General features: G+C 37.1%; 17 protein-coding genes. 11 read left to right on the top strand and 6 right to left on the bottom strand.

Annotation, left to right across the window (positions count from 1 at the left end; all coding sequences use genetic code 11):
* Positions 1-150 precede the first annotated feature (150 nt).
* Entirely contained in the window at positions 151-702 is a 552-nt protein-coding gene (locus AN964_RS19395; protein ID WP_055741472.1) for an RDD family protein, read from the top strand.
* 24 nt (positions 703-726) lie between these two features.
* Here the strand turns inward: AN964_RS19395 and bshB2 are convergent, their stop codons facing one another.
* From bshB2 to pdxK, 3 genes are all read right to left on the bottom strand, one after another.
* Positions 727-1,410 carry a bacillithiol biosynthesis deacetylase BshB2 gene (gene bshB2, locus AN964_RS19390; RefSeq protein WP_055741471.1) on the bottom strand — a complete coding sequence of 228 codons (684 nt, stop codon included), beginning with the start codon at positions 1,408-1,410 and terminating at the stop codon, positions 727-729.
* 24 nt (positions 1,411-1,434) lie between these two features.
* Entirely contained in the window at positions 1,435-1,785 is a 351-nt protein-coding gene (locus AN964_RS19385; protein WP_055741470.1) for a YojF family protein, read from the bottom strand.
* Positions 1,786-2,238: 453 nt separating this feature from the next.
* Positions 2,239-3,054, bottom strand: coding sequence for a pyridoxine/pyridoxal/pyridoxamine kinase (gene pdxK / locus AN964_RS19380; protein ID WP_055741469.1), 816 nt, complete (start codon positions 3,052-3,054; stop codon positions 2,239-2,241).
* Positions 3,055-3,843: 789 nt separating this feature from the next.
* Between pdxK and rsgA the strand changes: the two genes are divergently transcribed.
* The 6 genes from rsgA (at position 3,844) to AN964_RS19350 (ending at position 7,950) form a co-directional block, all read left to right on the top strand.
* Entirely contained in the window at positions 3,844-4,902 is a 1,059-nt protein-coding gene (gene rsgA / locus AN964_RS19375; RefSeq protein WP_055741468.1) for a ribosome small subunit-dependent GTPase A, read from the top strand.
* Positions 4,903-5,205: 303 nt separating this feature from the next.
* Complete coding sequence (locus tag AN964_RS19370) at positions 5,206-5,601, top strand: VOC family protein (RefSeq protein ID WP_055741467.1); 396 nt, start codon at positions 5,206-5,208, stop codon at positions 5,599-5,601.
* A gap of 5 nt (positions 5,602-5,606) precedes the next feature.
* Complete coding sequence (gene mobA / locus AN964_RS19365) at positions 5,607-6,218, top strand: molybdenum cofactor guanylyltransferase (protein ID WP_055741466.1); 612 nt, start codon at positions 5,607-5,609, stop codon at positions 6,216-6,218.
* Between the two features lie 10 nt (positions 6,219-6,228).
* Positions 6,229-6,693 carry a molybdenum cofactor biosynthesis protein MoaE gene (locus AN964_RS19360; protein ID WP_055741465.1) on the top strand — a complete coding sequence of 155 codons (465 nt, stop codon included), beginning with the start codon at positions 6,229-6,231 and terminating at the stop codon, positions 6,691-6,693.
* Complete coding sequence (gene moaD, locus AN964_RS19355) at positions 6,686-6,919, top strand: molybdopterin converting factor subunit 1 (RefSeq protein ID WP_055741464.1); 234 nt, start codon at positions 6,686-6,688, stop codon at positions 6,917-6,919. Before AN964_RS19360 ends, moaD begins: the two co-directional genes overlap by 8 nt.
* A 14-nt stretch (positions 6,920-6,933) precedes the next feature.
* Positions 6,934-7,950 (top strand): ThiF family adenylyltransferase, encoded by a 1,017-nt coding sequence (locus AN964_RS19350; protein ID WP_055741463.1) that lies wholly within the window; start codon positions 6,934-6,936, stop codon positions 7,948-7,950.
* A gap of 240 nt (positions 7,951-8,190) precedes the next feature.
* On the opposite strand, the gene AN964_RS19345 is transcribed toward AN964_RS19350, so the two are convergent.
* Positions 8,191-8,544 carry a YflT domain-containing protein gene (locus tag AN964_RS19345; RefSeq protein WP_055741462.1) on the bottom strand — a complete coding sequence of 118 codons (354 nt, stop codon included), beginning with the start codon at positions 8,542-8,544 and terminating at the stop codon, positions 8,191-8,193.
* A 190-nt stretch (positions 8,545-8,734) separates the two neighbouring features.
* Between AN964_RS19345 and AN964_RS19340 the strand changes: the two genes are divergently transcribed.
* Both AN964_RS19340 and AN964_RS19335 read left to right on the top strand, forming a co-directional pair.
* Positions 8,735-8,998: a YwdI family protein gene (locus tag AN964_RS19340; RefSeq protein WP_055741461.1), complete on the top strand. Its 264-nt coding sequence runs from the start codon at positions 8,735-8,737 to the stop codon at positions 8,996-8,998.
* A gap of 54 nt (positions 8,999-9,052) precedes the next feature.
* Complete coding sequence (locus AN964_RS19335; protein WP_055741460.1) at positions 9,053-9,424, top strand: DUF423 domain-containing protein; 372 nt, start codon at positions 9,053-9,055, stop codon at positions 9,422-9,424.
* 285 nt (positions 9,425-9,709) lie between these two features.
* Here the strand turns inward: AN964_RS19335 and gerQ are convergent, their stop codons facing one another.
* Both gerQ and hemQ read right to left on the bottom strand, forming a co-directional pair.
* Positions 9,710-10,141 (bottom strand): spore coat protein GerQ, encoded by a 432-nt coding sequence (gene gerQ / locus AN964_RS19330; protein WP_055741459.1) that lies wholly within the window; start codon positions 10,139-10,141, stop codon positions 9,710-9,712.
* 434 nt (positions 10,142-10,575) lie between these two features.
* Positions 10,576-11,328 carry a hydrogen peroxide-dependent heme synthase gene (hemQ, locus tag AN964_RS19325; RefSeq protein WP_055741458.1) on the bottom strand — a complete coding sequence of 251 codons (753 nt, stop codon included), beginning with the start codon at positions 11,326-11,328 and terminating at the stop codon, positions 10,576-10,578.
* 213 nt (positions 11,329-11,541) lie between these two features.
* On the opposite strand from hemQ, the gene pta reads away from it, so the two are divergent.
* A complete protein-coding gene (gene pta / locus AN964_RS19320) occupies positions 11,542-12,513 on the top strand; it encodes a phosphate acetyltransferase (protein ID WP_055741457.1) in 972 nt (323 codons plus the stop codon).
* Between the two features lie 192 nt (positions 12,514-12,705).
* Entirely contained in the window at positions 12,706-13,548 is an 843-nt protein-coding gene (gene lipL / locus AN964_RS19315) for an octanoyl-[GcvH]:protein N-octanoyltransferase (RefSeq protein ID WP_055741456.1), read from the top strand.
* Positions 13,549-13,973 lie beyond the last annotated feature (425 nt).

Genomic DNA, 13,973 nt, shown 5'->3' with positions numbered 1-13,973 from the left:
TGTTAATAGTGTAAAATGATTTTAATCATTTGTAAAGTGAGTAATCACTCACAATAAAAATATATTATTAAACAGCGGTGTAATAAATTCAAAAAATTCGTTCATTACGTGATATATTTTTATTTAGAAAGCGTGGGAGGAGAGAGTCATTTGGAACCAGTAGAGAATAGAGAAACAAAGTGGAATACTGTTGCCCCTTACCGAAGAAGATTATACGCTTTTTTAATAGATTATTTGGTGATTATTGGATATGGCTTGATTTTAGTTTTACTGTCCTTTGTTTTACGTTCTTTTTTCCAATCGTTGTTTTTAAAAAATTCATTTGTAGCTGAGCTTGCGGGATTTTGTTTCATTACCTTACCTGTTATGCTGTATTTCATTTTCATGGAGGCATCGAGAAAAGGAGGTACTTTAGGGAAGAGGATGCAAAACATCCGGGTTGTGAAACAAGATGGGAAAAGGATTGGATTGGGAAGAGCTGCTTTCCGTTCCATCATTAAATTTCTACCTTGGGAAATTTCCCATTTCTCTATATGGAATATGGTGAGACCGTCTGACTTTCCTGACAGTTTCATAACTTCTATTTTAATTACCGTAAATATCTTGGCATTTCTTTATATTTTCTTTCCATTAACGAACAAACAGAGAAAAAATGTATATGATTGGATTGCGGGTACAACTGTTGTTTCTTATAAAAAATAAAAAAAATAAGTCCGATATTCGAACTTATTCTACCTTGTCATTGTCCCATGGATAAGACCAAAATCTTTCTGTTTGGAGCCACGCTAATGTTTCTGGGTCTTTTTCTGCTACTTTCTTTTCTCTTTCTTCCATCATCCAACCAGTTTGGGAAATATGTGCTTTCATCGCTCCAATTTTTTGATCAATAACGTCACTCACATCATTTGCGATATCCGGTTTTCCAATTTCCTCTTCATGTCCTTTGGAGAAAGCAACACAATGAACTTTTGGACGTGCTTCAATAGGGATTTTTCTAACCGCCCGAATTACTGCTCTTCCTGTAGCATCGTGGTCCGGGTGTACAGAATACCCCGGATAGAAAGTGATGATGAGCGAAGGATTTAATTCCTCTATTAAATCAGTAATCATGTTGGTCATTTTTTCGTCATCTTCAAATTCAACGGTTTTATCACGTAATCCCATCATTCGAAGATCTTGAATTCCCATTACTTCTGCGGCGTTTTGTAATTCCCTTCTTCGAATATTCGGAAGGGATTCTCTTGTCGCGAAAGGAGGATTTCCTAAGTTTCTGCCCATTTGTCCCAGGGTTAAGCAGGCATAAGTAACAGGAGTCCCGTTTTTTACATGAGTAGAAATCGTGCCGGAAACACCAAATGCTTCATCATCCGGATGTGGAAATACGACTAAGACTTGACGTTCTTTTTCCATATAAAAAAACTCCTAACTAAAAAATTATATTTCAAACGGGTTTTTGCTAATTTCTAACGCAACTGCGAGTTTACCATCATAACCATGACCGGCAAGCAATAAACGATTTTGTTCATCTACTTCGAAATGGGTAATGCCTTCTGCATAAATCCAACCGATTTCCATTTTTATCCCAACTCGGAAAGGACCATCACCAGTAATTTTTCCATGCTCATATTTCACTTTTGCATTCCGAATATAAGCGCCCGCAGAAAAAAATGATTCATTAAAATGGGAAGCATAGGCTCCATTTGTTGTTTCAAGATGTATGTAAACCTCTTGATTAGCAAATTCATTTATTTTTTCTTGTACTTTTGACATGTTAATTGGCTCCATGGAAAATTCCCCTCCTTTTCATTAAAAAATTAATGATTGTATAAGTTTTATTATTTAATTTATTTATTAACTCTAGTCTTGTCTAGTACCTACGCCTAACGGCAAGCGGATTTCTACGTCTCCCCCTGCGATAAACGGGCATCAGGTGAAATTTGAAATGCTAATCTCATTCATTCGTACGCAGATGGGCATGGCACTACCACTTTTCTAAGTATGTGAACATTTTACTAAAAATAGTAACAGAATGCTAAAATTTAGCTTCAATAAAAGGCTCTTTTCTTAAACGATGATCCATAATAAATCAATAACCTTATAAAATTCTCTGTTCAGCATAGAATTAAATTTTTTGAAAAAAGATGCGCCGAAACTTACAGCATCTTCTTACACAAAGAGAGAAAAACAATTTATACGAAAACAAAAAAAGCGGGTGTCATTCCACCCGCGGTATATTTTTTACTTTGTCGAAACAAAGCGAGTATAGGCTCCGTGCATAACTGGACCAACGTATTGGTTAAGCTTAAAGCCGTGTTCGATAGCTGCAGTCACAAATTCTTTTGCAGTAGTTACAGCATCTTTAACAGATGCACCTTTTGCAAGCTCTGCCGTAATGGCAGCCGCAAATGTACAGCCTGCACCATGATTATAAGTTGTTTCTAATTTTTCCTTCTCAAGAAGAGTGAATTCTGTTCCATCATAGAATAAGTCTACAGCTTTATCATGATTTAGTTGTTTGCCGCCTTTAATGACAACATTTTTTGCACCCAACTCATGAATTTTAACAGCTGCTTCTTTCATATCATCAATGGTTTTAATAGGACCTGTTTTGGCTAATTGCCATGCTTCAAAAAGATTAGGAGTTACAACAGTAGCACGTGGTAATAACAGATCGCGCATTGCTTCTGTGTTTTCTGGTTGTAATACCTCATCTTCCCCTTTACAAACCATAACAGGGTCAATGACCACTTTATCCAGTTTATGCTCATCAATTTTTTTTGCTGCAAGTTCGATAATGTCAACAGAACCAAGCATACCGGTTTTCATTGCATCGATGCCAACAGACAAAATGGTTTCTAATTGTGGTTCAACGGTTTTTACATCAATAGGAAAAACATTATGATGCCAATCATTTTTAGGATCCATTGTTACAATCGATGTAATGGCAGTCATACCATAAACGCCTAATTCTTGGAATGTTTTCAAATCAGCTTGGAGCCCTGCACCACCGCTTGAATCAGATCCAGCAAGAGTAAAGGTCTTTTTCAATGTCATATTACGATTCCTCCTCCATTACCAATGATGAAATACTATTTGAATGAATAATATGTACTATCTACATTAGAATAAACCAAAATTTTTTGAAAAACAATGGAAACAAGAAAAGCGGAAGCGCTGGTGAAATTTGAAGTTCCAATTTCACTTGGAGATGGACAGGGATCAAAAGAGATAAATAATTGGGCAAAAAAAAGAGGGTGTCCTTTTATAAAGGTCACTCTCCACAAGAGGGGGTTTCATCGTCTATCACCATTATGGACAATGATTTAGCAAACTATACATCTAGTAAAAAATTATTTTTATTTTTCGAAAATGACTTTACTTTCTTAAATGAAACGTTTACAATATGCTTGTAAATCAAACATTTTCCAAAGGAGGTATGTATTATGAACGCAAATGTATATATGACGAATCAATTTAATTTCATAATGCAGTCCATGGAAAATGTAATGTGTACGAATAAGCGTTAGGCAACATATTATTCATGTTATTTAACCATGGGCTGTCACTTAAAGGCTCATGGTTTTTATATTATTAGGGTGTAATATACCCTTTTTTCAACAAAACCGTGTTCACACGGTTTATTTTTTTTACCTAAGGCTCTTTTCTTAAACTTTATTGCTTTTGTATACGAAATTCTAAGTAACAGCCTTATTTAAGTTAAAAATCAATAAAATTGGTAAGAAAAGATGCCCCGAAACCAAGCCTACTTAGGATTTATAACTAATGACGAAAGCAACAAATATTGTGAAAACAGCCTTATTATAAAAAACGGAGGAATCACATTTGAATTTAAAAACATTAGGTTGGAATGAATTTTTTGAAGAGGAATTTTTGCAGTTTAAGGAACAAGGATATGAGGTTGGCAGAATCGCGCTTGAACATAAAAAAATTTACAGGGTATTAACGGAATATGGAGAGCTTTTAGGTGAAATTTCTGGAAAAATGCGTTTTAATGCGCTGGATCGTGGAGATTATCCTGCTGTAGGGGATTGGGTTGTAATTTCAGCACGTCCGGAAGAACAGAAGGCTACGATTCATGCTGTCCTGCCTCGCAAAAGTAAATTCTCCAGAAAGGTTGCCGGTCAGACAACAGAAGAACAAATTGTAGCATCAAATGTTGATACAATCTTTTTAGTAAATGCTTTAAATGCAGATTTCAATGTGCGACGAATTGAACGCTATATTTTGTCTGCCTGGGAAAGTGGTGCAAATCCCGTTATTATTTTGAGTAAAGCTGATTTATGTGAGGATATAGATGAAAAGATTGCTGAAGTAGAAACCGTGGCATTCGGAATTCCAATTCTTCCGATCAGCGCGGAAAAAAATATTGGGATAGACCAGCTTTCTCCGTATCTTCATGAGGGGCAAACGATTGCTTTACTTGGATCCTCGGGTGTTGGAAAATCGACGTTGACCAATACATTGATCGGTCACCATAAACAACAGGTAAAAGAGGTTCGGGAAGGTGATGATCGTGGGCGTCATACGACAACTCATCGGGAATTAATCGTTCTTGAACATGGTGGTATATTAATCGATACTCCAGGGATGCGAGAATTGCAGCTTTGGGAAGCGGATGAGGGTCTAAGCCAAAGCTTCTCGGATGTAGAATCTTTAGCGGAGCATTGTAAATTTAGAGATTGTAAACATAAAAAGGAACCTGGGTGTGCTATCCAACAAGCGATTTCTGACGGAACTTTGGATATTGACCGATATAATAGCTATGTAAAACTGCAAAAAGAGCTTGCTTATATAGAAAGAAAAGAAAATCAGCGGGCGGCGTTAGCGGAAAAAGCAAAATGGAAACAAATCTCTAATGGTCAGAAGAAGATAAAGTATTAATGGATGTATAAAAAAGCTTAGTATGCTGCTAAGCTTTTTTCTCTTTAGGATAACCATTATTAATGGATGACTTTGTGCACAAATACAAGTCTATAACAGAGAATCGGAAACAGTAGAAGAAGTATCGTGCCCAAAACCAGATCGAGAAGGAAAGCGGGAACAAAAACGTGTGGAACTTGCATGAAATAATGGTTACATTAAAAGCACTAAATTCAGAACTCTGTAAAAGTTAAATGAAAGGAAGGTACTATTCCTCTCACTATAGAAATAAATAATAGTTAATATTGTAAAGGGGAAAATATGATGCTTCACCATATCGAAATATATGTATCGGATCTCAATAAAACAATAAAATTTTGGGATTGGCTTTTAACGAAATTAGATTACCAGGTCTATCAAAAGTGGGACAAGGGGATTAGTTGGAAGGCTACGTCCACATATATCGTATTTGTTCAGGCCGATGAAAAGTATCTGGATATCCCATATCATCGCTCGAGGGTTGGGCTAAATCATCTTGCTTTTTGTGCAAAATCAAGGCAACAGGTCGATGATATTACATTGGAGCTACAGGAAAGAGGGATAAACATTCTGTATTCGGATCGCCATCCGTTTGCAGGAGGGCCATCCCATTATGCCTTGTATTTTGAGGATCCGGACCGTATTAAGGTGGAATTAGTGGCACCTGTGGAAGGGGAGTAATTTAGATGAAAACCATTATTTTAGCCGGTGGAAAATCCAGCAGAATGGGGAAAAATAAAGCGTTACTTCCTATAGGGGGAAAAAGTATTATTAAGAGAATAGCAGAGGAATTTACTCCTATTTCAGAAGAAATCATTATTATTGCGAATATACCTGAAATATATAATGAACTGGATCTTTCTATATTTCCGGATGTGCCGGAATTTAGGGGTGAGGGTCCTTTGGCAGGTATTTATACAGGTATAGATGTAGCTGATGAAGACTTTTGTTTATTTATAGCCTGTGATATGCCGTTCGTATCTCGAAAAATAGGAGAATATTTAATAAGAGAATTAAAGAATAGCGGAGTGGACGCTGTTATTCCTTCACATCAAGGAAGAGTTCATCCTCTATTTGGAGCCTACCATAAAAGAATTCAGCCCTTCATTAAAGAAAATCTTTTAAATGGAAAGCGAAAAATGTCACATCTTTTAAATGAAGTGAATGCTAAAATTATAGAAAAACAAGATATTCCGGAAGAATTGCAGGTTGAGTGGGAATATTGCTTATGGAATTTGAATACATTGGAAGATTATCAAAAAGCTTTAGAATTTTATCAGAATATCAACAAGCTCTAGAGGTGATAGAATGAATTTTCAAATCACGAAGGATCCAATTGAGATAGAAAAAATAGTGCAAAAAGTGGTACGAAGGGAAGCTGGGGCTATCACTACTTTTATAGGGACTGTCCGGGAACTTACTCACGGCAGACGTACTTTATATCTTGAATATGAAGCATATGAATCGATGGCACTCAAAAAACTTGAGGAAATTGGAAACGAAATAGCTGAAAAATGGCCAGGGACGAAAACAGCAATCACACATCGTATCGGCAGATTAAAGATTACCGATATTGCCGTGGTCATTGCCGTTTCTACTCCTCATCGAGCAGAAAGCTATGAGGCAAATAGATACGCGATTGAACGAATAAAGGAAATCGTTCCTATTTGGAAAAAAGAACATTGGGATGATGGGGAAGAGTGGGTAGGCAACCAATTAGGAACAAAAAAATATACAGATGGAAAGCCAGGAGAGGATGAACTCCATGATTAAACTGCTACTTTTTGCAAAGCTTCGTGATCAAGCGGGGAAGCAAGAAATAAATGTTGATATAGAAGGTAAATCGGTAAAAGAATTAAAAAGAGTTTTAAAGGAATCTTATTCTTTCGATGAATTAGATAGCATTATGGTCGCAATTAATGAAGAATTCGTAAATGATGAAGAGATTATCCGTAAAGGTGATGTTGTCGCTCTGATCCCGCCAGTCAGCGGGGGTTGAAAGGAAGTACGCTTATGAATCGATATTCACGGCAAACTTTGTTTTCTCCTATTGGAATTGATGGACAGGAAAAGATAAGAAAGAAGCATGTATTAATTGTAGGGATGGGCGCGCTAGGATCTGCTATTGCTGAAACTTTGACCAGAGCGGGTGTTGGAAAATTAACCATCATTGACCGGGATTATGTGGAGGAAAGCAATTTACAACGTCAGCTTTTGTACTCGGAAAGAGATGCACAGGAACGAGTACCGAAGGCAGAAGCGGCAAAAAAAAGACTTAATGAAATTAACCAAGATGTGGATGTCGGGTCCATTGTAGGGGAAGCGGACGCACAGCTATTAGAAAGTGTAGCTCCTGATATGGATTTAATCATGGATGGTACAGACAACTTTGAGACACGTTTTATCATGAATGATATCGCCCATAAGTTTCGCATTCCTTGGATATTTGGTTCATGTGTGGGAAGCTTTGGCTCTGCTTTTACCATCATTCCGGGAGAGACTCCATGTTTGCAATGTTTAATGAAGAAATTGCCGATGAATGGACAAACATGTGATACAGTTGGCATTATAGCGCCTACCGTACAAATGGTTACGGCATATCAAACTGCTGAAGCGTTAAAAATTTTATCGGAAAATAATAATGCGTTGAGAAATACCTATGTAACTTTTGACTTGTGGCAAAATCAGACTCTTTCTATTAAAGCAGATGCAACCAAAAATCCCGATTGTTATACATGTGGACATCATCCAACCTATCCAAACCTTCATTATGAGGTAGCCACAAAAACAGCCGTTTTATGCGGAAGAAATACGGTTCAAATTAGGCCATCTGGCTGTTCGAATATTTCTATAGAGGGTCTTACGATTCAATGGAGAAAAGCTGGATATGAGGTTAGTGGGAATCCTTATCTTGTATCGGTGTTGAAGGGAGATTACAGAATGGTTTTGTTTAAGGATGGAAGGGCCTTAATTCATGGAACAAATGATGTGGCAATGGCGAAGAAAGTGTACCACTCTTTAATAGGATAAGTGTATAGCGGTCCTGCTGAAAGGACCGCTAATTTTTAATACTAACCAGAAAGTATAAGCCTATTATCAAATAAATAATTTTACAAGTTTTTGTCTAGCTCCAGCATCGGATTTCCCTGTCTTCTCCCTGCGGGTAAGGGATATTAGGTTTTAAGAGATAATTTCACAATCTAGTGAACTACCTCAGCTCTATGACTATAAAATTCGTACGTAAAGCTGCGACGCCCCGCGCTTTTCTAATTAAATTATAGTATAAGGAGGTTCATCTAAACGCTCTTCAGAAGCAATGACAACTAATTTCCCTTCGTCGAGCACTTCCTCATATTTTTCCGCCTCCATTTTACTTAATCCAAGTGAATGCATTTTGGAACGGAGCTCATCCCCACGTTTTTTAAACACATTTCCAAAGGAATCTAGAACGCCTTGTTCCTCGATACCGACGCTTCCTGTATGCGTAGCATCTGTTAAATCCTTCGAGCGCCCTTTTTCATGAGCAAAAATATAAACATCTTCTTTTTGGTATCCTTGGTTTTGCAATTCACTCACTAGGTTGGATGCGGCAAGTCCATTTTCTGCAACTTTTACTGTATACATAAAATCTCCTCCTTTGTGAGGTGCTTGTCACCTCGAATTATTATGTATATAACCTGTTTACCATATGGATAAACATATATTTTTTAAAACGACAATTATTAACATGTTTCACGTGAAACATGTCGAATTTAGAGAGAGAAGAGGAAATATGGTAAGATGAGAGTAATATACAGGTAAGGAGATAATGAAAGTGACAATCTCAAATCATTCTCTTTTGAAAAAAATAGAAGAAGAAGTTCTGAAAGCAAAACAACTGCATGATTCCAGCAAGCAAAAACAGCATGTATATACGATCAAGACATTATGTGAATTAATTCTGGAACAGGGAGCCGAAACTGCAGCGGATATTTCTCACCATGTAAATCCTGCACCAACAACTACTCTAACGTATGAAAAATCGCAGCCTTTAAAGACTGATGACGGTTCAAATGGGGATTCTATTTTTGATTTTTAATACGGCTTCTCTTACAATAAATGAAGAATAAATAGAGAGATAAGGAGTGTTAACATGAAAGCCTTTGTTATTATAGGAGCTATTAATGCCTTTTTAGCGGTTGCATTAGGTGCGTTCGGAGCACATGGATTGGAAGGGAAAATTCCGGAGAAATATTTAGAGGTTTGGAAAACAGGTGTTACCTACCAAATGTTCCATGCTCTCGGATTGATTGCAATTGGACTCATTGCGAAACATATTCAATCATCTTCTCTTTTGTCATGGTCTGGATGGTTAATGTTTGTCGGAATCATCCTGTTCTCAGGAAGTCTATACATATTAAGTGTAACGAGAATAAGTATTCTAGGCGCCATAACTCCTTTCGGCGGTGTAGCATTCCTTGTTTCGTGGGTATTGCTGATCATTGCTGCAGCAAAATATTATTAATAAAGGCTCTTTTCTTTGACTATGTTGCTCTAGAAGATGGCAACCTTATAAATGCTCTTAAATGGCTTAGGAATGAGAAAGCACTTAAAGGAAATGGTGACCCGAAACTAAGTCTACATTAGCAACTATTTACGATAAGTAAAAATCTATAACAATCTTAATAAAAACAGCTCTTTCATTAGAAAGGGCTGTTTTTGTCTAAAAAGCTAACTGCTTACCTTGATAACAAATTCTATACTGTTAGTCCTTTTCTAGCTCCACGCCTTTTGGCAAGCGGATTTCTAATTATCTTGTTGGATAAGTTGCCATCTGCTGAGCCGATCCAAAAGGATATTCGTACTCTACTTCTTCTGTAAATGTAATATAATCTACATACACCATTGGAATAAGATTACGTTCACCTGTTTGCGGATCACTGATAATGACATGGTCCCGGCCTGCTGCCTCTATAATTCCGGTAAATTGCTTCTCTCTTTTATTTTCGAATGTTGCATAAAGATGAATTAATTTTCCTTTGTTCAAACGTAAAATATTTTCGATGTAGGACTGTTCTGCAGGCAGCATTCCTGGTATATTAGGTCCCTGCGTTGTAGGTCCGCTAGCAGTTAAAGGCGGTGTCCCGAATTGCTGTGGCATATTTCCTCCATAATATGGTGGTTGCGATGCTTGCCTATAAGGATAGCCGTATGCATTTGGATTGACATAGGAATTTGACAATATTCTCCCTCCTTGATACACCCTAGTTAGAAATGGATAAGTTATTAATCAATACATAAAGGATTTTAATCCGCAAAGCGAAAAAATAATCATGAATTTTTACAGCACTTTTACTTAGATTATTTTTTTCTGTAAGCTTTACACCTCTCTTCAAGGAAGCCAGACTTGTACGGATGGTGAAAGGATTTATTTGATATTTTCACTATTTCATATGTATGTAAGTGAAGAAGGGGATATGCATGGAAATTTTTTTGTGGATTTTTAAGGAATAAAAGAGCCCCTAAAATGTAGGGGCTAATAATTTATTGATATCTAACTACAGCGCCTATTGGCTAGTGGATTTCTACGTCTTCTTCCAACGATAAATGGTTTCCTTTATCTCGCCTGTGACTACGAAATCCATATGCTAGAGCTGCGGCGCTTCCGCTTTTGTTTTAAACATGTAAAAACTTCGCAATTTTCTCTTCTTCTAATAGATTCCCAACAAAGAAGGAACCGAATTCGCCGTAACGTGCACTTACTTCATCAAAGCGCATCTCATAGACAAGCTTCTTAAATTGCAGAACATCATCTGAAAATAGGGTGACGCCCCATTCATAATCATCGAAGCCGACGGAACCGGTAATAATTTGTTTTACTTTGCCAGCATATTTACGCCCAATCATTCCATGACTACGCATCATTTCACGACGTTCTTCCATGGATAGCATGTACCAATTGTCATTGCCTTCACGTCGCTTGTCCATAGGATAGAAGCAAATATATTTGGATTTTGGTAGTTCAGGATACAGACGTGATTTCACATACGGGTTTTGGTATGGATCTTCGTCAGAATTACCGCCGCCAACATAATTACTTAATTCTACAACAGATACATAAGAGTATGTAGGAATCGTATATTCAGCTATTGTAAGCTTATTAAATTCATTTTCAAGCTCATTTAGCTCCTCCATAGTAGGACGAAGCATCCAAAGGATAAAATCTGCCTTTTGGCCAACGATTGTGTATAATGCATGACTGCCTTGTTTTTCACTTTGTGTTTTATTTAATTTATTGATAAATTGTTGAAATTCGTAAATAGCTGTTTGGCGTTCATCGCTTGAAAGAGCTTTCCAAGCTGGCCAATTCATTGCTCTTAAATCATGCAAAGAATACCAGCCATCTAATGTTTGAGCTGCCTCACTCATTTTGATCACCTCGAGTTTGTTTTGTCTATCCATACTATAGCATAGTTTTTCCAATCATAAAAAATCCAACACACAATTGTAAAAAAACGATCAAGAAAAGGAAACACTATATTCACAAAATATAAACATTTGGCCAAAAAGCCTAAACGATTCATTCTTCTTAAAAAAGTTTGCTATAGTTTGGGTAGGATAAAATATAAAGGAGGAAAATATATGACTGATTTATTCTCAGCAATTAAAGATAAGGTTTCTAATAAAAATTTGAAAATTGTTTTTCCTGAAGGATTGGATGAGCGAATTTTATCTGCGGCGAGCCGTCTTGCAACAGAACGAATTTTAACTCCAATTTTAATAGGTAATAAGGAAGAAATTGAAGCGAAGGCTAAAGAGCTTCAATTGGAGTTAGAAGGGGCGGTCATTTATGAACCTGCTCAATATGAAGGGTTTTCTGAAATGGTGGATTCTTTTGTAGCGAGAAGAAATGGGAAGGCAACAAAAGAAGAAGCAGAGAAGATTCTATTAGACGAAAACTACTTTGGAACAATGCTTGTTTACATGAATCATGCCGATGGGTTAGTAAGCGGTGCGGCACATTCAACGGCAGATACTGTTCGACCTGCCTTGCAAATCATTAAAACAAAGCAAGGTGTTAAAAAAACATCCGGAGTTTTTATTATGGTACGGGAAGAAGAAAAATACGTGTTTGCTGATTGTGCCATTAATATTACGCCAGACAGTCAGGATTTAGCAGAAATAGCTATTGAAAGTGCGAAAACGGCAGAGATGTTTGATCTTGAGCCAAGAATAGCTATGCTAAGCTTTTCGACAAAGGGGTCTGCCGTGTCACCGGAAACAGAAAAAGTAACGGAAGCAGTTCGGATTGCGAAGGAACGAGCACCAGAGCTTGTATTAGACGGAGAATTTCAATTTGATGCTGCTTTTGTTCCTTCCGTTGCAAAGAAAAAAGCTCCGGATTCTGTATTGAAGGGCGATGCAAATGTATTTATTTTTCCGAGCCTTGAAGCAGGAAATATTGGATATAAAATCGCACAAAGGCTGGGGAATTTTGAAGCAGTCGGGCCAATATTACAAGGCTTAAATGCTCCAGTAAATGATCTATCTCGTGGCTGTAATGAAGAAGATGTATATAAGTTAGCTCTTATCACGGCTGCGCAAGCGTTGTAATATAGTTATAGTTGATTAGAAAGGCTGTTTTCGTATCAATTGTTGCTTTAAATCCCTACTTCGACTAGCCTCGGGGGATCTTTTCTTAAAAAAGATCCCTATTCTTAAGACGAATGGAGAAGGCTATAAGATTTCCTTTTACAAAGCAACAAAGTTGAAGAAAAGAGCCATTGAAAAGCGAGATGAGGAACGGTGGAAACAAATCTATCATTATTACAGCAAGATAAATGGAGAATTATTGATCAATCAAGCTTAGGACCGATGTTCGAGGCACTGCAGTCCTTTGCTATGGATGATACATTATGTACTTCAGTGGGAGCAGGGGTTTCACCTGCCACGGCCAGGTCTTGGGTACATCATCAAACTATTGTGTTGGGAATACAAGATACAAAGCTGCCTTTCTTAGAAGATGGATTGGCCTATTTAAAAAAACAAGGATTCCGGTTCATTGTCAGAAATTCCGGGGGATTAGCAGTTGTTCTGGATAGTGGAGTGTTAAATTTGTCCCTCATTTTCCCGGATACGGAAAAGGGAATCGATATTAATCGCGGTTACGATGCGATGTGGGCGTTAATTAAGGAAATGTTCTCAGATTTTAATGCTGAGATTGAGGCGAGAGAAATTGAGGGATCTTATTGTCCCGGCAGCTATGATTTAAGTATTAACGGGAAAAAGTTTGCAGGGATTTCCCAACGAAGAATCCGAAAAGGGGTCGCAGTCCAAATTTATTTATGTGTATCTGGCAGCGGACAAAATCGGGCGAAACTCATTCAGGAATTTTATCAAGTAGCTAAAAAGGACCAGGAAACCAAATTCACCTATCCTACTATTCATCCGGAAGTAATGGCATCCTTATCCGAGTTGCTTCATACAGAATTAACGATACAAGATGTTATGCTGCGATTTTTAAATGTACTAAAAGATAGGAGCGGCAAACTATATGGAGAACCATTATCTGGACAAGAATTAGAATGGTATGAGGTTAATTACCAAAGAATAGTGGAACGAAACGAAAAAATAAAGGTGGATTTTTAAATCAAGGGGAAATCCTTGATTTTTTTTTACATGAATAAAGCCTTGTGGAGCTAGTGGTTTACGGGTAAAACCCAAGAACGGAAGGGAGAGCCCTAATTCACAGGATACAACATACCTAGTGAAGTTTTTGTAAATTTGTTAAATTAGGAATTGACATATAATTTTGAGGATGATATTCTAACTAAGAATCTAAAATTACCAATTAAAAGCAAAGGAGGTTAACGTGATGAAATTAAATGTACTCTTAAACAAAAACAATGATACAAACAAAAATAATTTCATATATCGCGTAACCTGTCCTTATGCATTATTGATCGTGTAAAAAGAATTAAAAAATACGAATCAAGCACAGGATACGTATCGGTGAAATTTGAAGTGCTAATTTCACTCGTTTCCTGTGCTTTTTTGTGGGCAGCTGCCACTTG

Origin of the sequence: Heyndrickxia shackletonii (assembly GCF_001420715.1) — a bacterium.
Taxonomy (GTDB): domain Bacteria; phylum Bacillota; class Bacilli; order Bacillales; family Bacillaceae_C; genus Margalitia; species Margalitia shackletonii.
Note: the sequence above shows the minus strand (reverse complement) of the source record. Positions and strands in the feature narration are given on the sequence as shown.